This is a genomic window from Sphaerisporangium rhizosphaerae, assembly GCF_042665155.1.
GTDB classification, from domain to species: Bacteria; Actinomycetota; Actinomycetes; order Streptosporangiales; family Streptosporangiaceae; genus Sphaerisporangium; species Sphaerisporangium rhizosphaerae.
This window is the reverse complement of sequence record NZ_JBHTCG010000009.1, coordinates 71,337-96,183: the sequence shown is the minus strand read 5'-3', so window position 1 is coordinate 96,183 and position 24,847 is coordinate 71,337. Positions and strand designations below refer to the sequence as shown.

Here is a 24,847-nt window from a genome sequence, read left to right as displayed (position 1 = left end):
CGCGGCGACGCGGCGCGGGAGGAGGGCGGGCCGTACGGCGAGCGGGGGGTGCTCTTTTCTTGGGGGAGGGAGCGAGGTTCTGCCGCGCAGGGGGTGCTCTGGGGGAGGGGGCGAGGTTCCGCCGCGCGTGTCCCGTAGACGCGGAAGGGCGCCGCCCGTGACGGACGGCGCCCTTCCTCCTTCACCGCGTGCCCCGAGGCCCGGAGGGGACGCGCGGTGGGGTCCTCAGCCGTTCGGGGGAGCGCCGCTGATCTCCGACAGCGGAGACGACGGCCGGCTCTCCAGCGCCATGTCCCCCAGGGACACGATGCCGACCGGCCGGCCGTCCACGACCACCGGCACCCTGCGGACGGCCCTTTCCCGCATCAGCCGGATGACGTCCTCGACGTCCTGGTCCGGCCGGGCGGTCACCAGGTCGGAGGTGCACAGGGCACCCAGGGGAGTCGAATCGGCGTCCCTGGCCTCGGCGACGGCGCGCACGACGATGTCCCGGTCGGTGACCAGGCCGCACAGCCGGTCGTCCCTGGTCACCAGCACGTCCCCGATCGCCTGGTCGCGCATCAGGCGCGCCGCCTTGGACACCGGAGCGTCCGCCGGCAGGCAGACCGGCCGATGCGTCATGACGTCCCGCACCTTCTGGCTCATCATCGGCACCCCATCTCCGCCTTCGAGTCGCCGTGCCGTCAGCGGCGGGTGCGCCGGTAGCCGCGCCACGGGGCGCCGCCGCCCATGCTGGCCGTGCCGATGCCGCCCTGGTGCAGGGCGAGCAGGCACAGGCCCAGCGCGATCAGCGCCGTGGTGGAGATGCCGATGCTCGTGCCGAGCAGGCTGAACAGGAAAGCGATGCCGAAGACGATCGCCGCGACGATGGCAAGCATCGGATTACCTCACTTCGTGTCGGCCGGGCCACCGCTGCGCGGGGCGCCGGAGTAAGAGAGCCCCACCAGGTCCTGGAGGAGCGAACGGTAGTCGCGCAGAGCGAGCCGGAGCCGCTCGGTGTCGTTCTGGTCGCCGTCCTTCCACTGGTCGACCAGAGCCTGCTTGCGGGAGGTGATCGCGGCGACGGCCTCGTCGACCAGCCCGTCGGCCCGCTCGACGGCTTCCCTGGGGTCGTCGACGAAGCTCACCTGGACCTCGCGCCACCGGCGCTCGAAGTCCTCGGCCCCGAACCCGCGGTCGCTCTCCCCGGTGCCACCGGAGACGGCCGTCCCCGCGGCCGCGGTGCCCGCCTCGCCGGCCGTGGTCCCGACGCCGGCCACGGAGTCCAGCCCGGTCGTGGTACCGGCCACGGAGTCCAGCCCGGTCGTGGTGCCGGTGCCGTAGGGGACTCCGGCGTGCGTCTCGCCGGACCGCTCGTCCAGGTCGTCCCTGGCGCTCACCGGCTCGGGCTCCACCTGGGGCACGGCCGACAGCTCGGCGTCATCCGCCCGGGTCGGATAGTCGGCCTCCTCCGGGTAGACCATCAGGTCCCGCTCGGGGGTCGTCTGCCCCACCGGCGTCGCCCGCCCGTCAGCGGCGGCCTGCTCGTCCGCGGCGTCCTCCGACCGGGCGTCGCCCAGGCCGGGGGAGTGGTGGGCCGGATCCGGGTCACCCGCCGCGCCGGTGCTCAGCCCAGACGCGCGGTCGGCGGGGTCGGTGGAGTCTGTGGAGTCGGTGGTGTCGTCGTCGTCCCGCCCGGTCAGGTCGTCCGACCCCCGGTCGACCGCGTGACGCTGATCGGCCTCGTCCAGCCGGTCGTGCTCGTCCCGCACGCCCGGTCCGTCATGGTCGTCCGTCGTGCCGAACCCGTCGTGGTCGTTTCGCGTGCCGTGGTCGTTGTGCACGTCCAGCCCGTCGTGGTCGTTCCGCGTGTCGTGGTCGTTCCGCACGTTCAGCCCATCGTCGTTTCGGGCGTGGGACACGTTCATGTCGTTCCGCACGCCGAGTCCGTCATTGTCGTGCCGGTCGTCGTCGGGGTCGTCGTCCTCGTCCAGCCCGCGCTCGCCGTCCGCGCCGGCGTCGCCCGCCCAGTTGGGCCGGGAGGGGTCGTAGACGGTGCGGATGTCATCGACGGCGGAACCGGAGGCGTCGCCGTTCTCGGGCCGGTCGGAGTCCGGGTCGTGCACCGATCCGGGCGTGGTGTCGCGGCGGTATGGTTCCATCGGTCAGCTCCCCTGGGCGTTGCGGTAGGTCCGGCCGCCGGCGACTCGGGTGCCGGTCTCGGAGTCGGAGGAGGCGTGACCGCCCGGCTCCTGGCCGCCGTACTGCCGTCGGTCCTGTTCACGGCGCTCGTACTGCTGCCGGTCGAGCTCCGCGTCGCCGTACCCGGCGCCGTTGCGCCGCTGACCGTCGTACCCGCCGGAGTCCGTCCCCGTCTCGCCGTCCGCCCGCCGCCCGGCGGCGTCGCCCTCGTACGCCTGCCGCTCGCCGTGAGCGGTCTCGGCCTCGCGAGCCGTCTCGACGTCGCGGCGCTCCTCACGCGCCTCCTCGTACCGGCGCCGCTCGTCGCGCGGGTCCTCGGCCTCGCGCCGCTCGGCGCCGATGTCCGCCGCGTCCTCCAGCAGTTCCTGGAACAGCGCGCGGTAGTGCACCATCGCCTGCCGCAGCTCCTCGGTCGAGGCCTCCCGGCGGGCGGCGCGGCTGCTGATCTCGTGAGCCTTGCGGTAGTGGTCCAGGGTCTGGCCGTGGGCGACCGACAGGTCGGAGACCTGCTGCTCGAAGCCCTCGGTCGGGTAACCCCGGTCGGCCATGACCGAGGTGACCAGGTGATCCGCCTCGGTCACCGCGAAACCGGGAGCGTCCACGAACCGCTCCTGAACCTCGGTCCACTTCTTGGAGTAGGACGACCGGCTCTCCGCGGACAGCGGCCGGATGTCCAGCTTGGCGTGACGCTGCTCCCTCTCGAGCAGTTCCTGCTCCGCCTCACGGCGATTCTCGCGTTCACGCACGGTGCGCTCGTACTCGGGTCCGAAGCGTTCTTGGAGTCGACGCCTGCGCTGCTGCTGCGCCACGAGGTAGCCGACGGCCAGGATCGCCACCACCGCGGCTACAACGACGGCCACCCAGGTGATGGTCATGTCTGCCTCCGGTTATGTCTGCCTTTGTAACCCCCCGACTGCCCGAGAAGACGATTCCAAAACGACACGATCCCCCGGTTTTCCTCGACGTCCGCTCCAGGGCCACGACCCGCTCGAGCGCCGGTCAACGGCCCCCCCTCGCCGACACGGGGGATCTCCCCGCCGAACCCCCGGCAGGCCACAGCCCAGCACCCCGTCCGCCCGAACCGTCCCGGGTCGCCCAGCTGCCGGTCAGGACCCGCTCTGCGGCGGGTCCTGCTGTCCCCCTTCCCCTTCCCCTTCACCGAGGACGGCCAGGGCGCCCTTCAGCACCGACTCCACATGCGATTCGCCGGCCACCGGCGTCTCGAAGAACCCCTCCTCCGGGTCGTAGGAGATGTCCAGGCCGCTGTCCACGAGCCTGCGAGCCCAGCGCAGAGCCGTGTTGACCTTCATGCGAGGGACCTCGCCCCCCTGGGCCACCGCCGACAGGTTCCTCAGGTTGGTGGCCGGCCCGGTCTGGTTGTGGGCGCGGTTCAGCTTCCACGGGATGGCCGCGCTGTGGTCGAGCATCGGCTTGGCCAGCCCGGCCGCCCGCTTGGCCTGCAGAATCCCCGACTCGGTCACCCCGAAGTGCGCGGCCAGTCGCGCGTTGGACCATCCGCCGGCGACCAGCCGCCCCAGCTCATCCCGATCGATATGAGTCTTCCGCCCCATATGCCCATCCCGCCTTCAGTCGGCTCCACCGCTTCATCGCGCCACGAGCTCCGAAGATCGATCATCGGCCATCCCGTGACGCTCGCAGCTAAGACGCGCGACCAGTGGGACAGGAGTGCCCACCCGCAAGGCTCACCCGTACGCAGGACTGCTCGATCTGCGCTAAGGTTGTTCTTGCTCGCCACGGCGGGCAACGGGACGTAGCGCAGCTTGGTAGCGCACTTGACTGGGGGTCAAGGGGTCGCAGGTTCAAATCCTGTCGTCCCGACCAGGTATCACCTGGTTGGCAAGGGTGTCACGTGATCACGTGACACCCTTCCTGGTTTCTGAGTGACTAATTGGGTGACTAGGTGTTAAAGAGTGATCGATCGCCCGGGCGCCGCACCCAGTAGCACTGGCCAATTGATTTCCATGGACGGCCTCTGTAACGGCCCTCTTACTGTGTCCAACGATGATCCCGTGAGGACTTTCTGTACCTCTTCAAGCCGCCTTCGGCGGGAACCGGTGAGCAGCGAGCAGAGCGACACCCGCCCGAGAGCAGCCAGGGGAAGAGCACCAGGAAGCACAACGCAGCCAAGGAAGCCAGCCACGGCCCCGAATGACGCGGGAAGAATACGCACACGTGTCGACGGCGCGCGAATGTTGCCCCCCTGGCGACAGCCGAAAACGGACCCCCTTCAGTAACTCTGGAGGGTGATCAAGGTGGAGGACTGGGCGGAGATCCGCCGGCTGCATCGAGCTGAGCAGATGCCGATCAAGGCGATCGCGCGGCGGATGGGCATCTCGAAGAACACCGTGAAACGCGCGCTGGCAGCCGAGACGCCACCCAAGTACCAGCGGCCCGGTAAGGGCTCGATCGTGGACGCGGTCGAGCCGCAGATCCGGGCGCTGCTGGCCGAGTTCCCCGACATGCCGGCAACGGTGATCGCTGAGCGCATCGGCTGGGCACGGTCGTTGACAGTGCTCAAGGACCGGGTGCGGGTCCTGCGGCCGGTGTTCAAGCCGGTCGACCCAGCGTCTCGGACGAGTTATCAGGCGGGTGAGCTGGCTCAGTGCGATCTGTGGTTTCCGGCGGTGAAGGTGCCGCTGGGTGCGGGGCAACCGGCGACCAGCCCGCCGGTTTTGGTGATGGTCAGCGGCTACTCGCGGTGGCTGATGGCCCGGATGCTGCCCTCGCGCACTGCCGGGGACCTGTTCGCTGGGCACTGGGCGTTGCTGTCGGCTCTTGGCGGGGTGCCCAAGACGCTGGTGTGGGACAACGAGTCGGCGATCGGCCAGTGGAAGGGCGGACGGCCGCAGCTGACCCGGGATGCCAGCGCCTTCCGCGGGACGCTGGGAGTGCGGATCCTGCAGTGCAAACCCGGTGACCCGGAGGCCAAGGGTCTGGTCGAGCGGGCCAACGGCTATCTGGAGACCTCGTTTCTGCCGGGCCGGTCGTTCACCTCACCGCACGACTTCAACGCCCAGTTGGGCGGCTGGCTGACTGGTGCGAATCGGCGCCATCACCGGCGGATCGGCTGTCGGCCCATCGACCGGCTGCCGGTCGACCTTGCGGCGATGCTGGCCTTGCCGCCGGTCGCTCCGATCGTCGGCTGGCGCTCGGCGACCCGGCTGGGACGCGACCACTACGTGCGGATCGCCTCGTGTGACTACTCGGTGCACCCCTCAGCGATCGGCCGGCTGGTGGAGGTGGTCGCCGATCTGGACCAGGTCACGGTGAGCTGCGGCGGGCAGCAGGTGGCCCGCCACGAGCGGTGCTGGGCGCCTCATCAGACCATCACCGACCCGGCCCACCAGCACGCCGCCGCGGCCATGCGAGCTGGTCGCGCTGCTGCGTCCCCGCGCCCGGTGGAGACCACGGTGCAGGTGCGAGCCCTGGGTGATTATGACGTGCTGTGCGGTGTCGAGGGAGTCGCGTGATGGCCGGCGGCACCACCACCGGCGGTCGTGCCATCGCCTCGGAGCTGGCCTACCTGACCCGGGTGCTGAAGGCGCCTTCCCTGGCTGCGGCCATCGATCGGCTGGCCGAGCGAGCCCGCGCCGAAGGGTGGAGCCATGAGGAGTTCCTGGCGGCCTGCCTGCAACGCGAGGTCGCCGCTCGCGAGTCCCACGGCGGTGAGGCCCGGATCCGAAGTGCGCGTTTCCCCGCCCGCAAAGCCTTGGAAGACTTCGACTTCGACCACCAGCGTTCCATCAAACGGGAGGTCATCGCCCATCTGGGCACGCTGGACTTCGTCACCGCCCGGGAGAACGTGGTCTTCCTCGGCCCGCCCGGCACCGGCAAGACCCACCTGTCGGTCGGCCTGGGCATTCGCGCCTGCCAGGCCGGGCACCGCGTCGCGTTCGCCACCGCCGCCGATTGGGTCGCCCGCCTGGCCGACGCCCACGCCACCGGGGCCCTGCAGACCGAACTCACCAAGCTGTCACGCATCCCGGTACTGATCGTGGACGAGGTCGGCTACATCCCCTTCGAACCCCAAGCCGCCAACCTGTTCTTCCAGCTGGTCTCCAGCCGCTACGAACGGGCCAGCCTGATCGTCACCAGCAACAAACCCTTCGGCCGTTGGGGCGAGGTGTTCAGCGACGACATAGTCGCCGCCGCCATGATCGACCGGCTCGTCCACCACGCCGAAGTGATCAGCATGAAAGGCGACAGCTACCGGCTCAAGAACCGCAACCTGGGCCGTGTCCCAGCAGCAGACACCAGCAACGACCAGTAACAATCAACACGGAGGGGTCAACTTTAAGCCGCCGCCACGGGGTCAGGATTCAGCCGTCGTCGAGAACACGAGCATGAGCCGTCTGGGCCGCGCGCCTCGCCACGGCGAGCGTGCGGCTCTTCGGCCGGTCCCGCCTCGCGGTCGCGCTGCCCGCTGGCAAGCACGGGAACGGCGGTCGGCGAACTGACGGCATGGTTTATGCAGATGAGATTCTGTTTCTAGAGGAGCAGCGAAGACCTTGGGGCGCTGCCCCAAACACCGGGGCGCTCAGGTTCCAGGATGATCGCGAATCGACAAGCCGGGGCAGTGAGGGGCTGGGAGCCCTGATCTTCCCCCCCCCCCCCCCCGCCATCGACCCCGGCAAAGCCGAGCAGCCCGACTCCTCCAGGTCAAGCCCGGCTGTGCAGGCAGGGCAACCGGCGCGCGAGGAAGCTCACCGGGAACGTGTACACGCGAAGCCAGGCTTGCCCGGTCGTCGCCGGCCCGCTGCCCTCCGGGCGGGTCGAAGGCAGACGGGAAGATCAGGGCTGGGTAAGTGTGCGAGTCCGCACGGGGATGGCAGGGGGTTCGGCTGAGGCAGAGAATCCGCTTGGTCTCTGGAGTGCTTTGGCCGGGCCGGCATACGGGTTACGCATGACCTAATGCACAATTTGCGAGACGTTGCGTGCTTCAAGCCGTAGAGTGTGATCACCGCTCGCGGGCGGTGGTGACGCTCGGAGGAGGGTAAAGATGCTGGCGGAAATGATGATCGCTGCAGCTACGAGCGGCGGTATGGCTATCGTGCAGGCCGCAGGAACGGACGCGTGGGCCGGGCTGCGAACTCGGGTGGCCGAGCTTTTCCGCCGAAGTGCCCCGGAACGAGAGCTAACCGTCCTGGAGCGGCTGGACAAGACACAGACCGCCCTACGGCAGGCGGCTCCAGAAGAGCTGGAGCGGCTAAGGATCCGTCAAGAAGCTGCATGGCAAACCCTCTTCGAAAGCCTGTTGGAAGGCCTAGGCGAATCGGAACGCCAAGAGGTGGTCGGCCGCCTCACCGAACTGGCCGAGGTTGTGCGCCAGCAGACCAGCGGCGAGGTTTCTGCGGGCCAGGGCGGGTTCGCAGTCGGTGGTAACGCGAATATCCGTGCGGAAGGTGGGTCCGCTGCCGCAGGAGTTATCAACGGGGACGTGCATTTGGAAAACCCTACGATGCCGGGAGCGGACCGCGGCTGAGTGCTCCCGGTGCTAGCTCCCCCCTTCTGCCGATCGCCGATTCCACTTCTGCTCAATATATAGCTCAACATGGAAGCGTTGCCGCTAACACGATTAATACGGTAGTGATCGGGACGCCAAATGAGAGCATCTTTTCATTGCGCGCTTTCAATAGGCCAGCCCCTCGTCCGATCGATTGGCATCGCTTCCTCTCTGGTGTTCCCAGCGGTTTCGCAGAAATTGGCAGCGAATCAATCATCCCAAGACGGCTAGTGACTAGATCTGGAAGGATTATTCATGGGGCGGCCGTGCTTCCGTGGTTACGGGAACGCGGCGCACGAATCATGTTCCTGTCCGGTGAAGCTGGAGAGGGGAAAACGAGTTTTCTTCGACACCTCATGTGGTATTCCGCAGATACCCATCGGGTAATCGAAGTAAAATACCTCGCGGCATCGCCTTCTGTACCTGCACAAGCTTTCTGGGATGCTATCCACGGGCTGCGCTCGCCAATTAGCGAGACGCCTACCCCTGTCCTACTGGTCTGCGATATCACCGCGCCTCCCACTACTGGGCAGGAGGCGGCGATTGCCAGCTTCCTGATAGATTTTTTAAGTGCCGACTACGAGGACGAGCAAATTACCATCGTGCTCGCCGGGAGACCCCCTTGGGTGAATGCGATCCGTCGCAGAACTGTGGCGAAATCAGAAATGATCAATCTGGCCAGCCTTAACCCAGGCGAATTGTCGCATTTTCAATCTATGATTCGTCACGCCTACACAGATCTGTCAGCGGCGGTAGATAACGTGGAGCTGCAGGCGCTGTACCCGAACCTCCAGAGATTCGTATCCGCTAATGGACCCATGGCGGTCGACACTGGCGATCGCTCGCCCTCAGTGTTGGTCACATTTCTCAAAGCTGTGTATGGTGACCACTTCCACTTCCGCCTCGTGGAAGAATGCACAGCAATGTCACCCGCTGATCAGGGAGCTTACATTCAGGTTTGCATGGCCACGATTGCGGCTGGTGGCATCCCGGAGAGGATCCTGAGGCGTCTGTGCGAGTATGCTGATCTCGACTCCCGGAGCCAGCTTGATCCATGGACCCGAGACGTTCATAACGATCACATGGCGAGACATGCTGTCATAGCACAAACTGTTATCGAGGAATCAGGACTTCACGCCCAAATCCGCGACTGTATGCGAACGCTCCTTCAGGAAGCGCCGATTTCTGCGGATGCTGATTGGCTACTTTTCAAAATTCTGGATGCCATCAGCGTGTGGGAGCCCATTGCAGCTAGCGGCAAGCCACGGTTATCGCCGAATCAAATCCGAGGAATCGCTCGTGAGGTTTTGTTTGACGGGTCAGCGGATTTCGCGAGGACGTCAATCAGCCGAAGCGTTGACCCTGGCGAGTTGATCAGATACTCACGCGTGCTTTATGCACTACTTCCGGAAGAGCCTGGAAACAGCAAAGCGACCCTATATCTGCTGAATCAAAACAGGCAAGCACTGCTCCGGGCATCGACAATAGCCGTAGATGGGCCCACGGTGGAGTCAATTTCTTACTATCTAGGCAAAGCAGAATATCTAATGTCGAAGATTGGGGGCGACGCTTCTGCTTCTTCGAGGGAAATAGTGAAACGGCTGCGGGAATTCGTTGGGCGCGAGTGGTGTGGGGCTGACTTCTATGTCGACCTCTTAGGCCACTGCGTGAAATCCCGTTCAGGGATGTCGGAATCCCCTGAAGCCTGGGACGAGTCTGAGGTATTTGAACTCTATCGTACCGCCGAGATGGCTTACCAGTACATGGTCTCGTCTGGCGTGGACCACCCTGGCCTTTTCGCGAGGTATATGTCGTTCCGAGTGCGAAAAATCTATGGCGATCTCTCCCCCGAATTGAGAAGGTCCGTATTTGAAACGGGTTGGCGACTATCTGTGGAATTGGGTTACCCTGATGGGGGTGTCGGGATTGCGTTTGATCAAGAGTTGGCCGCGGTTGGGAACGAGGTGAAAGAGTTCCGAGAAGATCTGCTTCACGAAATCATAGGAACTGCCAGGCGCGGCAAACAGTCTGCGGCAATTCGACTCGCTAATCTCGTCCGCGGCGATGACGGAAAGCGTCGGGCTGCGCTTGATGCAGTTCAGGCTTTATCTCGAACTGATCTGAGCGAAGCTGCATCTGCCTTGTTGAGCCATTCCGTTGCCATTCTGCTGGATCCGATGGATCCGCAGCGAGCAGAAGAACTAAGGCAGGCATGTAAGAGTTATAGGGGAGCGATCTGCAACCGAGACGCATGGCTAGACTGGGGCGACTACTGGAGACAAGCCGCTCGTCAGCTATTGCCTTTGGATCGTGTCGCCGGCGAAGAGGCGTTGAAAGATTGGCAGCGCACTCGTGCCCGTCTGGAGAAGTGAGACTCTCCGCGTACCCGTGAGATGCTAAGACAACCATCCCAATAATGTGCCGTCGCCAGTAGATGATCGCGACGACGACATCATAAAGCCTTCGTGACCCTAGCGTGTCGCGTCTAAAATTCGTCCGCAAAGTTTAGAGTGGTGGCATGGCGCGGACAGGACGACCGAAGACTCCGGTGACTCTCTCCGATGAGGAGCGGGCGACATTGGAGCGCTGGGCGCGGCGGGCGAAGTCTTCGCAGGTCTTGGCGATGCGATCCAAGATCGTGCTGGCGTGCGCGGACGGCAGGGACAACATCGAGATCGCGGCGGAGTTGCGGGTGCATCGGGACACGGTGTCCAAATGGCGTACCCGCTTCGTCAAGCTGAGATTGGAAGGGCTGATGGACGAGCAGCGGCCGGGCCGGCCACCGTCCATCAGTTTGGATCAGGTCGAGCAGGTCGTGGTGGCAACGCTGGAGCAGACGCCCAAGGATGCCACGCACTGGTCGCGCAGTTCGATGGCCGAGCGCAGCGGGCTGTCGAAGTCGACGATCGGGCGGATCTGGAGGGACTTCGGGCTCAAGCCGCACCAGGCCGACACGTTCAAGCTGTCGACCGATCCGCTGTTCGTGGAGAAGGTCGTCGATGTGGTCGGGTTGTATCACAATCCGCCCGAGCGGGCGGTGGTGCTGTGCGTGGACGAGAAGTCCCAGATCCAGGCGCTGGATCGCTCGCAGCCGGTGCTGCCGATGATGCCGGGCATGCCCGAGCGGCGCACCCACGACTATGTGCGAAATGGGATCACCAGCCTGTTCGCCGCGTTCAACATCGCAGACGGAACGGTCGTCGGTGAGCTGCACCGCCAGCACCGCGCCGCCGAGTTCAAAAAGTTCTTGATCACAATCGACAAGACGGTGCCCGCCGAGTTGGACGTCCACCTGATCTGCGACAACTACGGCACCCATAAGACCCCGGCCATCAAGGCGTGGCTGTCACGCCACCCTCGCTTTCACATGCACTTCACCCCGACCGGTTCCTCCTGGATCAACCAGGTCGAACGGTGGTTCGGCTTTCTGACCGACCAGCTGATCAGACGCGGAGTCCACAAAAGCGTCCAGTCTCTGGAGAAGGACATCCGCGCCTGGATCGCTCAGTGGAACGACGATCCGCGCCCGTTCGTGTGGAAGAAGACCGCAGAGGAGATCCTCGAATCCCTCGCCCGATATTGCCGACGAATTTCCGGCGCAGGACACTAGTCGCGGGCTGCCGGGCGGCGCTTCCCTCCCGGGAGCCGATCGCGATTCACTCCTGTGGGCGAGGACAAAGGGGGCGATCGGGCGCGACGATGGGCGGGTGACCTCCCTGCTGGACGTACGTGCCGTCCGGGTGCTGTTGTGGGCGCTCATCCGAGTGGCCACCGCGCCGGTCGCGCTCGTTCTGATCGTGGTCAGGGCGCTGCGCCCGTTCGTCGCGCTGGTCCTGCTGCTCGTCACGCTGTTCCCCGGGACGTTCGGCGACCAGGACGTCCAGGTCTCCTGGCTGGAAGGGCTGGTCTGTGTCGCCGTCGCGGGGCTGATGCTGCTGCCGCTGCGCCGCGTCCTGGCCTCGCTCGCCGCCTGGCACCTGCGGCTGGCCGTCCGCCTGCTGGGGCCCGGGCCGGGCGAGCGGGCGCTGGCTCGCGCCCAGGAACAGCTCCGGATCGACCAGGAGCTGCACGACAGTATCGGCCACATGCTGTCGATGATCGTCGTTCAGGCCGGCGCCGGCGCTCACGTCTTCGACCACGACCCCGGCTTCGCCCGCCAGGCGCTCGCCACGATCGAGCAGCGCGGCCGGGCCGCCCTCGGCGAGCTGGACCGGATCATCTCCGGCATCCAGGGCCACGCGCCCCTGCCCGGTGGCGACGACCCGGCCGCCCTGACCGCGCTGATCGACGGTGCGCGCGAGGCCGGGATGGCGGTGACCGCGTCGATCGAGGCGACCGGCCTGCCGCCTGCGATCGGGCGCGGGGTGCACCGGATCGTCCAGGAGGCGCTGACCAACGCCGCAAAGCACGCCCCCGGCCGCCCGGTCACCGTGGAGGTCGGCACCGGCTCCGGCGCGGTGACGATTCGCGTGGTGAACGCCTTCGACGGCCCCGCCTTCCCGGGGCACGGGCACGGCCTGGCCTCGATCCGCGACCGGGTGGGCCTGCTGGGCGGCACGGCCACCATCGGCCCCGCGGCCGGCGAGTTCACCGTGCGGGCCGTCCTGCCGCTGGAGTCCTGATGCGGATCGCGATCGTCGACGACGACCCCTTGGTGCGGATCGGCCTGCGCGCCATCCTGTCCAGCGAGCCCGACTGGGAGGTGAGCGCCGAAGCCGGCGACGGCCGGGCCGCGCTCGCCCTCATCGGCGGCTCCCTGTCCCCCGACGTCGTCCTGATGGACATCCGGATGCCCGGCATGGACGGCTTGGAGGCCACCCGCCGCATCACCGTCGCAAAGGATGCTCCCCGCGTCCTGGTGCTGACCACGTTCGAGGTCGACGCATACGTCTTCGACGCACTTCGAGCGGGTGCGAGCGGTTTCGTACTTAAAAGGGTGCCGCCGAAGGAACTGATCGAAGCCGTCCGCGTCGTCGCCTCGGGCGAGTCACTGGTCTTCCCCGCCTCCACCCGCGGCGTCATCGAACGCTTCGCCGTACGTACCGGAAGACCACTGCCGGAGCTGACGGAACGCGAACGGGATGTCCTCCGGTCGTTGGCGCGCGGGCGGTCCAACGCGGAGATCGCCGGCGAGCTGTTCCTGTCGGTGCAGACGGTGAAGTCGCACGTGGCGTCGGTCCTGCTCAAGCTGGGCGTACGGGACCGAACCCAGGCGGTGATCGCCGCTTACGAGACAGGGTTCGTCGTGGCGGGAACGGGTCGATGAGCGTCAGCCGCACTCAGTGCTGGAGCGACAGCAGTCGGGGCCGGTAGGGTGGCAGGCCATCGCCGCCGCTGAGAGCGCCGTGGGCGCCCGTTGATCTATGGCCTGATGTCCGGCCGGGGACATCAGGACGCATCCAGCCCGGCTGTTCGAGGGAATCGCCGAAGAAGATCCGGGCCGGAGAGGCGTCGGTGTCGGCCAGTTCCAAGATAGGGGCGCGGGTGGCTTTCGGGTCTCCGAGGTCCCACTCGATTTGAGTGGCGGCGCGGACTTCGGCGCAGTCCGGATGCTCGGCGCTGGCGCGCAGATAGCCGGGGACGAGGACCTGCGCGGCCGCGCCCGCACGAGCTACTACGAACTGGAACGGCTGATCGCCGCCGCCGTCGGCGAGGACATGGGCCTGCCGCCTGACGCGCTCGCGTCGCGTCTGACGGCGTACACCGTGGTGGGGGGCCTGCGCGAGTTGTACATGGCCCGCGGAGCAGGCCGCGGCGACACCGCCACGGGGGAACTGTTTCCCCTGGTCGACCGTGTGCTCGGTTTCGCCCGCGCGGGCTTGGCCGAGCTCACGGCCCAGGACGCCGGGGCGTGATCCGGGCTTCGATGGCGTCGAGCAGCGCGGCCAGGCCGAACTCGAACTCCTCCCTGCTGCCGACGCGGGACAGCTCTTCGGCGTTGGCGACCAGGATGGGGTACCGCTGAGGGTCCAGTCCCTCGTAGAGCCTCCGGCGCAGCCGTTGCTCGTCCGGATTCGCGGTGTCCACACCCATGTTGAACTGCACCGAGCCGACCACGAACGTGGCGAACGCCGACGCCGTCGCGTAGGCCTCCCTGACGCTCAGCCCGATGGCGATGAACTGCCCGAGTGAGTGCTCCATGCCGCTCAGCGAGCTCGGGCCCAGCCGTTCGGTGCCGCGTATGAACGCGACCAGTCCCGGATGCGCGAGCAGGAAGTCGCGGAAGGAGTGTGCCTGCCACTCCACGGTCCGCCGCCAGCCCAACCCCTCTGGCGGCGCGTGCAGGCCCTGCCCCACCGCCCGGTCCATGGCGACGACCACGAGTTCGTCCCGGCTGGTGATGTGCCGGTACAGCGAGGCCTGACTGCAGCGGAGCTCATGGGCGAGTCGGCGCATGGTCAGTGCGTCCGCGCCTTCGCTGTCCAGCACGGACAACGCGGTGTCGGCGATCAGATCGAGTGACAACATCCGCCGGCGCCGCGGGCGGTCATCGGCCTTCTCGGTCCTGGCCAGCCACCAGGCCGCCGTGCCCGCCCTGACGGGCGTGGTGTCATCCATGCGTACCCACCCTCTTGTTAAGCGAACCAAGCTCACTTAATCTAAGTGAACTCCGTTCGCTTAGATTAGCGCTATCGAAGGGACAGCCATGCTCGCTGTCAGGAGCACCGAGTCCGGGGCCCGTGTCGTCACGGTCGACAGGCCGTCCGGGCCGGGCGTACGGGTGCAAATCGCCGCTGCGGGGATCTGCGGCACCGATGTGTCGTTCGCCGCCATGGGGCTGCGCGGCTTCATCCTCGGGCACGAGATGGCCGGCACCACCCAGGACGGCCGTGCCTGGGCGGTCGAGCCCACGCTTTACTGCGGCGCCTGTCCGGAGTGCGCGACCGGCGATGTCCAGCGCTGCGTCGCCGAGGGCCACGGCGTGCTGGGGATTCTCCAGGACGGCGGGATGACCTCGGAGCTCGCCGTCCCCGAGTACACCCTGCTCCCGCTCCCCGGCGGGCTGCCGGCGGAGAACGCGTGCCTGGTCGAGCCGGGTTCGGTGGCCTGGCACGGAGTACGTCGGGCCGGGCTGGTCGCCGGGGAACGTGTGGCCGTCGTGGGCGGCGGGTCCATCGGGCTGCTTGCCGCTGCGGCCGTCCGCCGGATGGGATTCGAGGTCGATGTCGAGGCGCGATACGAGCACCAGGCGCGCGCCGCCGAGAAACTGGGTGCCGGGCGGACGCACGGGCAGTACGACGTGGTCATCGACATGGCGGGCAGCCCCACCGCGCTGACGCGATGCGCCGAGCTGGCCCGGCCGGGCGGCCGTGTCGTGGTGGTCGGCGTCTACTTCGAGTCCGCCTCGTTCCCCGGCCCGACGAGCCTTGTGAAGGAACTTTCCTACATCAACGCCATCGCCTACGACCACCGCGACGGCCGCCGCGAGTTCGCCGACGTGGCTGCGATGCTGGCCGAACAGCCGGAGATCGCGGAGATCGTCATCACGCACCGGTTCCCGCTCGCGGACGCGACCGAGGCGTTCCGGGTGGCAGCGGACCGCTCCAGCGGCGCGATCAAGGTGGTCCTGCACCCGTGACCGCGTCCCACCAGGGCACCGTGTCCACCCACGCCCACCACGTGATCGTCTCCGGCGCCGGCCCGGTCGGTCTCACCCTGGCCATCGAGCCGGCCCGGCGCGACGTGGACTTCTTGCTGATCGACAAGGCGCCGCACCCGTTCGCCGGGTCCAGGGGCAAGGGCATACAGCCCCGGACCCTTGAGGTGTTCGAGGACCTCGGAGTGCTGGACCGGATGGTCGCGGCCGGCGGCCGATACCCGCCCCAGCGCGTCTACACCGAGGACGGCCCGGTCGACCGGCACATCATGGAGCATCAGGACCCGGTGCCGGCGGAGCCGTACCGCACTCCGCTCATGCTCCCGCAGTTCCGTACCGAAAGCCTGCTCCGCGACGGCCGCGGTGCTGAGCGGGGCACCCGGGACGCTGCTCGACTCGTACGAGGTGGAGCGCCGGCCGAACGCCGAGTCCGTGCTCGGGCTGTCCCGAGATCGTGGACAGCGGCGGCCACCTGCGCGACGCGTACGCTCTGTCATCCGGCGACTGGGTCCTGATCCGGCCGGACGGATACGTCGCCCTGGTCACCACCGATCTCACCGCCGTCGAGTCGTACCTGAACCAGGCGGGGCTGCACCGGCCGCAGAGTTGAGAGCAGTCAGCGAGCCAGGTGGGGAAAGAGAACCGTCAGTAAGTCGGAGCCGATATCCGTTGTTCGTGGTTTGTTGTTCAGACGCCGGGTGCGAACCTGAACACCCCGTCCGACCCTAGTGTCGGGCACGCCTCGTTCCCCTTCGAACGGTCATGCCGCCGGGGGCCGGGCCTTCTCATCGGCAAGCCGGCGAAAGTCGCGCCAGTGAGCGCGGCGGGCGACTCCGGACAACTCGCACAGCTTGTGGCCGGGATCGCCGTACGGTCATCCAGGAAAGGGAATCTCTTTGTCGTTATCACAGCTTGGCCGCTTGGCGTCCGCGGTGGTCGCGGCGGGTCTCGTGGTCGTGATGGCGGGACCGGCGCACGCCGACTTCGCCACCATCGGCACCGAGCCCGCCTATCCCTACGCCCAGCCGGTGGACGCGAACGTCCCGAAGCGGGGTTGCGCCACGACACTGTCCGATCCCGCCAACGCCAGTGCGAGCACCCCGGCGGTTCAGGTGATATACGCCTGGCACGAGGAGTACGGGAACCGCTACAACGACGTCGCCGAGCGGATCGCCAAGATCGTCGACCGGATGGACTGGTCGGTGGACGAGTCGACCAACTACGACCAGCACATCAAGCTCAGCTGCCGGACCGGTTACGACACCAGCACCTACTCCGGCTACGCCAAGGCCCTGGTGATCCCCGAGGAGATCGAGGGCGGGACGATCGGCGGTGAGATCGCCGCCGACGTCGTCGCCGACGACCTGGCGGCGGCGGGCTACGACGACGTCAATCGCCGGTATGTGGTCTTCGAGGATTTCAGCGAGGGTACGGCGCAGGCGCACTGCGGCCCCCTGTGCGTGGCCACCGCGGACGAGTGGGACAGCGGCACCCTGCTGCACGAGCTGGTCCACCTGTCCGACGTGGATCACGCCAAGGCCACCGAGGTGCCCGACACCGTCGACGTCTCCGACGTCATGTCCACCCAGTGGGACAACTGGAATCTGGACCAGGAGTTCAACAGCTACTACGACCCCAGCGAGCTCACCGCGACGTTCCCCAACTACGGCCTCGCGGTGAACGCGGCCACCACCCCGTGGTTCACCTCGCCGGTCTGCTGCGACGTGGGTTACAGCAACGACCTGCTCACCGCCGATGAGCGCGGGATCGAGTCCGTGGCGCCGTACGGCTTCCCGGCGGGCTTCACCCTCTCCGGTGGCGGCTGGATGCAGGTCACCCCACCGGGATCGGACGCCCAGGTGTCAGCCAGGTACTTCGACGGCCGCCGGTCCCTGACCATGAACGTCCAGTCGTGGTCTGAAGGGATCCTGTCGCTCACCCGCAAGCCGGCGGTGACGGCGGGACAGCGGTACAAGTTCTTCGCCCGGGTGACGACCGCCACCTCCGGTAACGTCAAGCTGCGGCTGTCGTGGTACAACTCCTCCAACGCGCCGATCTCCAGCAGCGACAGCGCGACCTACGCCCTCAACTCCAACTGGCAGGAGTACAGCGTCTCGGCGGTCGCTCCGACCGGCGCGGCCACCGCGCAGCTCTCCGTGGTGAGCCCGTCCGGTCAGACCTTCGCCTACGTGCTGGACAGCCTGCAGCTCAACCACTGCGATAACGGCAAGACCACCGACGGATGCCGGCTGGACGGCCTCCTGCCCTCCACCTGACTCCCTGGACACCGTCGCCGTCTGGCCCCCTTCGTGTCCGGCACGGCCGAGGCCGCGGACAGCCGCGCCGGCGACCGCGACCACGCCGCGGAGGGGACCCCACGCAGGTGGTGAGGCTTGTGGGTTCACCCGCATAAGGGGACCCGCGGCGTGTCGGGGAGGTACCGATTCCAGTCGAGTTCCACCCGGCCGGCGCACGTGTCGTGGATCACGCGGGACAGGTCGGGGTCCACTTGCCACAGAGCGCCGTTTCCGGAGTTGAGGACCAGCAGTTCGCCGGTCGCTGACAGGAGCCGGGGGCGTGTCAGCGGCAGGCCGTCGAAGTGGAGGGACAGGACGACGGCTCCCGAGGACAGGTCCCACATTCTGATCGAGTCGTCGTCCAGCGCGGCGGCCGTACGGCCCTGCGGATCGAAGACGACCCAGGTCGGAGACCCCATGCCCTCGGCACGGACCATCGTGCGCGGCGATCTAGGGTCGGTGAACCTCAGCACGGTCAGCTTCCCCGATTTGGTTCCGACCACGGCCACCGTCCCGGCCGGCCCGGCGTAGGGATACACCACGTCCAAGGTGCGCATAAGGGTCGCGATCCGCGCACCGTCGAGGCTCCACAGCTCGACGGCGTACTGCCCGCCGTCGCGGCGGGTGAGCACGATCCCAGAGCCGTCGGGGACGAGCGCCGCGCCCTCCACGTCCCTGGCCGGGAGCCGGCGAACCGATCCATCGGCGACCCGCCACACCACGGTCGTCCGGTCGGCTCCCGTGGCGACCAGCAGTCCGCCGTCACGAGTGAGGTCGTTCACTATCGAGAGATCGTCCGGTACGGCGATCTCCCGTGGATGGTCAGGATCGGAGACGTCCCACAGATGGAATCTGGTAGGCGCGTGCCAGGTGAGCAGGCGGCGTCCGTCGGCGCTGCTGCTGTAGAGGAAGGCGCCGCCGGGCAGGACGCCGGCGGGCCGCCAGGCGGTGCCGTCCCGGCGCCAGAGTTGATAACCGGAGTACTTGCCAGACCGAACGGTCCGGGGGGTGACGGCGACCCGGAGGGGCGTGTCCTGGTAGCCCTCACCGAGGGTCGCCGCCCCCGCCGCGGCGTGGGCGAGGATCAGCGCCGCACGGGTCTCGGCCGTGGGGCTGATCCGGTAGGCGGCCAGGGCGAGCGCCGCCGCGTCGCGCGGCTTGGTGAGCAGGAGGGCGCGGGCGGTGTCGGCCGCGCGCAGGCTGATGGCCTCGTTTCTCCGGTGGTCGGCCTCGCTTTTCGCCGTGACGGCCAGGCCGACGGCTCCCGTCAGCAGGACGACCAGAACCGACAGGGCGGCGATGAGCACTCTGAGCCGGCGTCGCCGTCGGCGTCGCCTGGTTTCGCGGAGCCTCTGTGCCGTCAGGCCGGCGTCGAGGAAGTCACGTTCGACCGGGTTGAGCCGGTCGAGTAGACGGTCGATCGCGGTCAGGCGCTCACCGCGCCACAGCAGGTCGGGATCGCGGTCATGCGCCTGCCAGGCCGTGGCGGCCTCGGTGACCAGGCGATGGGCCCGCAGAAGGTCCCGGTCTTCGGCGATCCAGGCGGTCAGCCGTGGCCACGCGCGCAGCAGCGCCTCGTGGGCCAGTTCGGCGCCGTGGTCGTCCACGCTGACCAGCCGGGCCGCGGCGAACCGCTCCAGCGGGCCGTGCGACGCCCCCAGCTCGTCGCGCCGAAGCCGCCGTTTGGTGTCCTCGGTGCCGTCGCCGGGAGTGACCAGTCGCAGGAACATCAGCCGGGCGGCGTCCCGCTCGCCGCCCGTGAGCTGCTGGAAGGTGTGCTCGGCGGTGCGCGCCAGGGCGTGCTCGACGCCACCGACGTCCTGGTAGCCGGCCAGGGTCAGCACCATGCCGCGGCGGCGCCGCCAGGTCTCGGCGAGCACGTGCGACACCAGCGGCAACGCCGACGGCTGCCCGGTGACGTCCGACATCAGCCGGGCGAGCAGGGCGGACTCCACCGAGGCACCCGCCCGGGCCGCCGGCTCGGTGACGGCGCGGCGCAGCTCGTCGGGCGACATCGGGCCGACCATCAGCTGAGCGCGGTACAGGGCGGCGACCAGCTCGGGGTGGCGGCTGCAGTGTCCGTAGAAGTCGGCGCGCACGCCCAGCACCACTCTGCCGCGCGGAGAGGCGGCGGCCGTCAGCGCCCGCACCAGCCACAGCCGGTCGTCATCCGCGCAGAGGGTGAACACCTCCTCGAACTGGTCGACGATCAGCAGCAGGTCGTCGCACGCCTCGGACAGCAGGCCGCGCAGGGCGTGCGGGTCGGCGGCGAGTCGCTCACGGACGTGGGCCAAAGGCTCGTCGACGAGCCCGGCCACGACGGTCGCCACCTCCGTCACCGGGTCGGAGCCCGGGGTGAGGACCACGACGGTGCGTTTGGACTCGGCGGCCAGCCCGGCGCGCAGCAGCGACGACTTGCCGGCGCCGGAGGCGCCGAACACCCCCACGAACGGCCGCTCGTCCACCAGGCGCGCCAAGGTCTCGGTCAGCGCCTCCCGGCCGAAGAACCGGTCGGCGTCCTGGACCTGGTAGGCCGCCAGCCCGACGTACGGCGACGACGCCTGCCCGTTCGGCGTGGCATCGGACGCGGCCAGCTCCCGCCACCGCTCCCGCCACGCCTCGACATCGCCCTCACAGGCCGCGACGAACGCCACCGTCACCGCGAGGCTCGGCAACCTCCGCCCGGCCACGGCCTCCGACAGCGCCGCCGCCGAATAGCGGGCCCGCCTGCCCAGTTCGCGGTACGACGGCTGCCCGGCCTGCCGCCGTAATCGCCGCAGATCACCGGCGAACCGAAGCAACGGCGTGTCCTCGACACCCAGCTGACGTTCTTGACGTGGCACTGACCCCCCTTACGCCGACATCGTCGCAGACGGGTTTCATCACCGTCGGCGAGAGCCCGAAGTTGTACTTCCTCTGACATTCGAGCCGGGGGAGATGTTCGCGGTTCGTTGTTCAGTTTCCGGCGGCGAACCTGAACACGCCGCCTGCCCCTAGCGTCTGGCTCACTCCGCTCCCGGTCGATCGGCCATGCCCGGCGGGAGCCTCGCCTCAGAGAGGAATCGCATGCCATTTCCGAACCAACGCCGTCCACAGCGCGAACCGGAACCATCTCGTGGTCTCCCGCGGCGAGGTGCCTCATACGCGACCCGCGCCACGGCCGGTGACGCCACGCCCTCCTCGGCGCGGTCTTCGGCCGGCGATCGTCGGCGCACGTGGCGACCGCTGATGCTCATCGCCGCGCTCATGCTCGTCCTGCTTCCCGGCGTGGCCCTGGCGACGCCCAGCCAGGCGGCCGGCCTGTTCGCCTTCCGGGGACACCTGCAGCAGTGGGCGACCGGCCGCTGCCTGGACGGCAACTACCAGGTGCTGTACACCAGCCCGTGCCAGGCCGGGAACAGCTGGCAGACCTGGGAGATCAAGGGGAACTACGGCCCGCGCCCCGGGCACAGGGCCGGCACCCCCGACTACAACGTCGTCCAGATCCGCAATATGCACACCAAGCTCTGCATCGAAATGTTCGAAGGCACGATCGAAATAACCAGAGAATATACCTTGCGGATGCGCGACTGCGTCAGCGATCCAATCCACAACGACACCCAAGGGCTCGACGCCCGCGGCCCGAACTACAACAACGTCCAGTTCGTGAACCCCTTCGACGGCCCGATCTGCATCGACGCCGGTTCGAACGGCAAGGCCTACGCGCTGGAATGCAACTACGGCACCTACCAAACCTGGCGCCTGACCATGCGCCAGTGACCGCACGGGGCCCGGCGCCTCCGGTGCCGGGCCCACCATCCCGGCCGGCCCAACCGGCGCTCGCCCGAACATTCGACGAACGCGGCAGGCCTGATCAGCTGGCCGGGGGCTGTACGGGTTGACGATCCACATCGGACCGAGCCGCACCGGGTCAGGCTCTGGCGTGTCCCGAACAGATGTCACAGGCCGGCGAGGAAGAGCAGGCCGGCGGCGACGAGGCCGATCTCGACGAGCAGGACGAACATGCGGTCGCCGACCCGTCCGACGATCTTCTTTCCGGTCCATGCGCCGGCCAGGGTGGCCGGAGTGAGAACGGCGCCGTAAAGAACGACGCGGCTGGTGAGCAGGTCGCCGGCGCCGTAGGCGGCGATCTTGGTGAGATGCATGGTGAGGGCGGCCGCGGCTTCGGTGCCGATGTAGGCCGCCCGGGTCAGCCCGTAGGCCAGGAAGAACGGGGCGGTCAACGGGCCCACCGAGCCGAGCAGAGCCGAGCCGAGCCCGGAGGCGGCGCCGACGCCGATGAAGGCCCGGTCGCGGGGCTTGGCGGTGTGGGGGTTCCGCCGCCGCCAGATCACCACGCCGATCAGGAACCCCCCGAGCACCCTTTTCAAGGGGCTGAGCGGGGCGTGGACCAGCACGAGCGCGCCGGCGACCGCGAGGGGGACGGCGCCCAGGGCGAACCAGCCGACCAGCGGCCGGCGCAGTTCGCGGCGGTTGAGCCAGGCCCGGCCGCCGTTGCTGGACAGTTGGGTGAGCGTCAGCATCGGGATGGCGAAGCGCAGCCCGAACAGGGCGGTGAAGACGGGCAGCAGCAGTACCCCGCCGCCGAACCCGGCTACCGCGGACAGCAGCGCCAGGGCGAACGCCGCCAGCGATGCGGCCGACAGTGTCGGCAGCAGGTCGAGGGTCACCGGTCCAGCCTGCCAGCGACCACACGCCGGTCACAGCCGGGCCGTCGTTGTCAGGGTGACGGCGGTCAGCGCGGCGAGCAGAATCTCGCCCGTGATCGCCGGCTCGAGGGCGGCGTAGTCGTAGGGCATGTCCGGCAGCGAGTACTGACCCATCGAAGCCTCCGACTTATACCCGTCCTCTGAGGCAACGTTAGATAACATCCTTATTCCAGCATCACCGACCAATGGCGCAGATCAAATCCTGTCGTCCCGACAGACGAAAAGGTCTGTCGATCTGGGAGTGATCCCAGATCAACAGACCTTTCTTTATGTCGGCTGGCTTATCGCGGGACTACATCCCCCGCTCTGCCGTCGACCAAGAGCTCTAGGACGGAGCGTGCGTGGTGAGCCGGTGGGACCCCGGCCTGCGGCAGGGCAGGCCGAGGTTCCACCGGTGACCCGACGTTCCCGTCAGGAGATGGCGCAGCTGACGCCGTTGAGGGCGAACTGGTCAGGCTTGCCGGTATTGCCGGTATGGGTGGCCTGGAAGCCGATGTCGGTGGATCCGCCTGCTGCCAGCGTCCCGTTGTACGAGACGTTGCGCGCGGAGATCTGACCGCTGGAGCCGGTGTAGGTGGCGTTCCAGCCGCTGGTGATGGTCTGCCCGCCAGGAAGGGTGAACGCCAGAGTCCAACCATTGATCGTTGATGTGTCGCGGTTGGTGATGTGGATGCTGGCGGTGAACCCGTCGTTCCAGGAGTTCATCGTGTAGCCCACCTCGCAGGCACCGGATTGGCTCGGCGACGGAGTGGGGGTCGGCGAGGGTGTGGGGCTCGGCGACGGCGTGGGGCTCGGCGAGGGTGTGGGCGTGGGCGACGGCGTGGGGGTCGGCGAGGGTGTGGGAGTCGGTGACGGCGTGGGGGTCGGGGCCGTGGAGAAGGTGATGTTGGAGACGTAGGAGTTGATGTTCCAGCTCGCGTCGGCGTCGGTCGAACTGGTGACGGGTTTGCCCTGGACGGTGAAGTTGGTGAAATGTACGCCGTTGATGTTCACGGCCGACGAACGACCGTGCAGGTTGACGACCTTCTTCACGTCGGAGGAGACGTTGGTGAAGTAGGCGTCGCGGATCGTCGCGGTGTTCTGCACGGTTCGCCAGGAAGGCGGCCGGTCCTCCTCCAGGTCGATCAGGCTGTCGGTGTTCTCCACCCTGATGTTCTCCCACCGGGTGTTCGAGACAACGGCCGTGTCGACCGCGTCGATCACCATCGAGCGTCCCGCCTTCACCACGTCGATGTCACGGAACGCGACCCCGTCCATCGACCGCCCTTCCGTCTTGGTGCCGATCTTCGCGCAGCCGGAATTGCTGTAGCAGACGACATGCTCGTGGACGACGTTCTTGGTGTCGATCGCACCGGTGGTCGTGTCCTCGTTCTTGGTCGCCATGTTGTCGTCACCGGTGTAGAGGAAGGCGTTGGACAACAGGCCGTTGGTCGACTCGTCGAAATCCACGCCGTCGGTGTTGTTGTAACCCGTCGTGGGCCGACAGTTGATCAGCTTGTAGTTCTTGATGGTGACCTTGTCGCTGCGGTAGACGAGCGTGTTCCAGTAGCTGGAGTCACGGACGATCGGGCCGTCGACCTCGATGTTCGAGCTCTGCTCGATCTTCAGCAACGCCAGATTCAGGCCCTGCGCCCGCAGCGACTTCCCGTTACCGTCGATGACACCGCGGCCCAGCAGCTTCGCGTTGCTGACCTGGTACACCCGCAAGGAGGCATGCTGCATGCCCTCGATGTTCACCCCGCCGCTGCCGGTGTTGAAGTCCGCCTTGTTGTTCGAGCCGTAGAGGACCGCACCGGCGGCCAGATACAACGTCATGTTGCTTTTCAGCCAGAGCTCGCCGACCAGGTACTTGCCCGCCGGCACGTACAGGATGTTGCGGGTCGCTCCCGACGCGGCGTTGATGGCACTTTGGATCTTGGCCGTGACGAGTGTCCCCCCGGTGTTGTCGACCCCGTAGTCGGCCAGGCTCTTGACGTTGGCGTCCCCCAGGTGCGGCGGAGCGGACTCGGGTGCGTCAATGAGGATGAACAGCAGCTCTGCGGAGTCGAACTGGACGATCAAGTAGTTCGGGCCGCTGTCGAAGGTGATGGTGTTGCCGCTTCTGGTGACCGCCAGCTTCCGGCTCTTGGGGCTGACGGTGTAGGAGTTGAAACTTTGGGCGACGGTGACGGAGAACCTGGCGGTGCCCGCTGCCGCCATCGAGCAGTGCGCGTAGTGCACCTGCATCTCGGGAGCGAACTTGGTCATCTTCTCGACGTACAGCGGGGAGCCGTCCGCCGTGACGGTGTAGAGGGAACTCTTCGTGGCGCCCGGCAGCGCGGGATCGGCGACGCAGCCGCCGGCTGCCAGGCCGGCCGAGTCGTTGCCGGCCGGGCCGGTCGCCGCAATCGCGCCGTACTCCGGCACCACGAGGGCGGTCGCGCCGACGCCGACGCCGACGGCAAGCAGTGTGCTGATCAATAGCTTCGCCAGAGATTTGATCTTCACGGGGATTCCTTGTTGTGGGGAGGGCATGGAGTGCTGAGCGACTCGCATCAGA

General features: G+C 67.6%; 22 protein-coding genes and 1 tRNA gene. 13 read left to right on the top strand and 10 right to left on the bottom strand.

Annotated features, from left to right (window positions below; all coding sequences use genetic code 11):
• Nucleotides 1–225: 225 nt before the first annotated feature.
• The 5 genes from ACFQSB_RS15885 to ACFQSB_RS15865 all read right to left on the bottom strand — a co-directional run bounded on the left by ACFQSB_RS15885 (nt 226) and on the right by ACFQSB_RS15865 (nt 3,752).
• Nucleotides 226–621 (bottom strand): CBS domain-containing protein, encoded by a 396-nt coding sequence (locus ACFQSB_RS15885; protein ID WP_380827254.1) that lies wholly within the window; start codon nt 619–621, stop codon nt 226–228.
• A 62-nt stretch (nt 622–683) separates the two neighbouring features.
• Nucleotides 684–878 (bottom strand): hypothetical protein, encoded by a 195-nt coding sequence (locus ACFQSB_RS15880; RefSeq protein ID WP_354846378.1) that lies wholly within the window; start codon nt 876–878, stop codon nt 684–686.
• A gap of 9 nt (nt 879–887) precedes the next feature.
• Complete coding sequence (locus ACFQSB_RS15875; protein WP_380827253.1) at nt 888–2,141, bottom strand: hypothetical protein; 1,254 nt, start codon at nt 2,139–2,141, stop codon at nt 888–890.
• 3 nt (nt 2,142–2,144) lie between these two features.
• Complete coding sequence (locus ACFQSB_RS15870; RefSeq protein WP_380827252.1) at nt 2,145–3,056, bottom strand: hypothetical protein; 912 nt, start codon at nt 3,054–3,056, stop codon at nt 2,145–2,147.
• A gap of 231 nt (nt 3,057–3,287) precedes the next feature.
• Nucleotides 3,288–3,752 (bottom strand): hypothetical protein, encoded by a 465-nt coding sequence (locus tag ACFQSB_RS15865; RefSeq protein ID WP_380827251.1) that lies wholly within the window; start codon nt 3,750–3,752, stop codon nt 3,288–3,290.
• A 194-nt stretch (nt 3,753–3,946) separates the two neighbouring features.
• On the opposite strand from ACFQSB_RS15865, the gene ACFQSB_RS15860 reads away from it, so the two are divergent.
• The 9 genes from ACFQSB_RS15860 (at nt 3,947) to ACFQSB_RS15820 (ending at nt 13,560) form a co-directional block, all read left to right on the top strand.
• Nucleotides 3,947–4,023: transfer RNA gene (locus tag ACFQSB_RS15860), tRNA-Pro, on the top strand.
• Nucleotides 4,024–4,445: 422 nt separating this feature from the next.
• Nucleotides 4,446–5,672 (top strand): IS21 family transposase, encoded by a 1,227-nt coding sequence (gene istA, locus ACFQSB_RS15855; protein WP_380827250.1) that lies wholly within the window; start codon nt 4,446–4,448, stop codon nt 5,670–5,672.
• Complete coding sequence (gene istB, locus ACFQSB_RS15850; RefSeq protein ID WP_380827248.1) at nt 5,672–6,472, top strand: IS21-like element helper ATPase IstB; 801 nt, start codon at nt 5,672–5,674, stop codon at nt 6,470–6,472. The genes istA and istB overlap by 1 nt, the downstream gene beginning before the upstream one ends.
• 729 nt (nt 6,473–7,201) lie before the next feature.
• Nucleotides 7,202–7,684 carry a hypothetical protein gene (locus ACFQSB_RS15845; protein ID WP_380827247.1) on the top strand — a complete coding sequence of 161 codons (483 nt, stop codon included), beginning with the start codon at nt 7,202–7,204 and terminating at the stop codon, nt 7,682–7,684.
• A gap of 287 nt (nt 7,685–7,971) precedes the next feature.
• The gene (locus ACFQSB_RS15840) at nt 7,972–10,077 is read left to right on the top strand and encodes a P-loop NTPase family protein (protein WP_380827246.1); all 2,106 of its coding nucleotides are present in this window, start codon (nt 7,972–7,974) and stop codon (nt 10,075–10,077) included.
• Nucleotides 10,078–10,223: 146 nt separating this feature from the next.
• Nucleotides 10,224–11,315: an IS630 family transposase gene (locus tag ACFQSB_RS15835; protein WP_380827245.1), complete on the top strand. Its 1,092-nt coding sequence runs from the start codon at nt 10,224–10,226 to the stop codon at nt 11,313–11,315.
• A gap of 97 nt (nt 11,316–11,412) precedes the next feature.
• Entirely contained in the window at nt 11,413–12,327 is a 915-nt protein-coding gene (locus tag ACFQSB_RS15830; protein ID WP_380827243.1) for a sensor histidine kinase, read from the top strand.
• Nucleotides 12,327–12,971 carry a response regulator transcription factor gene (locus ACFQSB_RS15825; RefSeq protein WP_380827242.1) on the top strand — a complete coding sequence of 215 codons (645 nt, stop codon included), beginning with the start codon at nt 12,327–12,329 and terminating at the stop codon, nt 12,969–12,971. The genes ACFQSB_RS15830 and ACFQSB_RS15825 overlap by 1 nt, the downstream gene beginning before the upstream one ends.
• Before the next feature lie 283 nt (nt 12,972–13,254).
• Nucleotides 13,255–13,560, top strand: a complete 306-nt coding sequence (locus ACFQSB_RS15820; protein ID WP_380827240.1) for an acyl-CoA-like ligand-binding transcription factor — start codon at nt 13,255–13,257, stop codon at nt 13,558–13,560.
• Here ACFQSB_RS15820 and ACFQSB_RS15815 read toward each other — a convergent pair.
• Nucleotides 13,535–14,263 (bottom strand): TetR/AcrR family transcriptional regulator, encoded by a 729-nt coding sequence (locus ACFQSB_RS15815; RefSeq protein WP_380827239.1) that lies wholly within the window; start codon nt 14,261–14,263, stop codon nt 13,535–13,537. The genes ACFQSB_RS15820 and ACFQSB_RS15815 overlap by 26 nt on opposite strands.
• Before the next feature lie 88 nt (nt 14,264–14,351).
• Between ACFQSB_RS15815 and ACFQSB_RS15810 the strand changes: the two genes are divergently transcribed.
• From ACFQSB_RS15810 to ACFQSB_RS15800, 3 genes are all read left to right on the top strand, one after another.
• A complete protein-coding gene (locus ACFQSB_RS15810; RefSeq protein ID WP_380827237.1) occupies nt 14,352–15,284 on the top strand; it encodes a zinc-dependent alcohol dehydrogenase in 933 nt (310 codons plus the stop codon).
• Nucleotides 15,281–15,817: an FAD-dependent monooxygenase gene (locus ACFQSB_RS15805; RefSeq protein ID WP_380827236.1), complete on the top strand. Its 537-nt coding sequence runs from the start codon at nt 15,281–15,283 to the stop codon at nt 15,815–15,817. Before ACFQSB_RS15810 ends, ACFQSB_RS15805 begins: the two co-directional genes overlap by 4 nt.
• A 405-nt stretch (nt 15,818–16,222) precedes the next feature.
• Nucleotides 16,223–17,578, top strand: coding sequence for a hypothetical protein (locus ACFQSB_RS15800; RefSeq protein ID WP_380827234.1), 1,356 nt, complete (start codon nt 16,223–16,225; stop codon nt 17,576–17,578).
• Between the two features lie 125 nt (nt 17,579–17,703).
• Here the strand turns inward: ACFQSB_RS15800 and ACFQSB_RS15795 are convergent, their stop codons facing one another.
• Nucleotides 17,704–20,442: an nSTAND1 domain-containing NTPase gene (locus ACFQSB_RS15795; RefSeq protein ID WP_380827233.1), complete on the bottom strand. Its 2,739-nt coding sequence runs from the start codon at nt 20,440–20,442 to the stop codon at nt 17,704–17,706.
• A gap of 403 nt (nt 20,443–20,845) precedes the next feature.
• Here ACFQSB_RS15795 and ACFQSB_RS15790 point away from each other — a divergent pair, with 403 nt between their 5' ends.
• Nucleotides 20,846–21,358: an RICIN domain-containing protein gene (locus ACFQSB_RS15790; protein WP_380827232.1), complete on the top strand. Its 513-nt coding sequence runs from the start codon at nt 20,846–20,848 to the stop codon at nt 21,356–21,358.
• A gap of 179 nt (nt 21,359–21,537) precedes the next feature.
• Here the strand turns inward: ACFQSB_RS15790 and ACFQSB_RS15785 are convergent, their stop codons facing one another.
• From ACFQSB_RS15785 to ACFQSB_RS15775, 3 genes are all read right to left on the bottom strand, one after another.
• Nucleotides 21,538–22,269, bottom strand: a complete 732-nt coding sequence (locus ACFQSB_RS15785) for a sulfite exporter TauE/SafE family protein (protein WP_380827229.1) — start codon at nt 22,267–22,269, stop codon at nt 21,538–21,540.
• Nucleotides 22,270–22,299: 30 nt separating this feature from the next.
• Nucleotides 22,300–22,422 (bottom strand): hypothetical protein, encoded by a 123-nt coding sequence (locus tag ACFQSB_RS15780; protein ID WP_380827228.1) that lies wholly within the window; start codon nt 22,420–22,422, stop codon nt 22,300–22,302.
• Between the two features lie 297 nt (nt 22,423–22,719).
• On the bottom strand, nt 22,720–24,795 hold the full coding sequence (locus ACFQSB_RS15775) for a cellulose binding domain-containing protein (protein ID WP_380827226.1): 2,076 nt from the start codon (nt 24,793–24,795) through the stop codon (nt 22,720–22,722).
• Between the last annotated feature and the right edge of the window lie 52 nt (nt 24,796–24,847).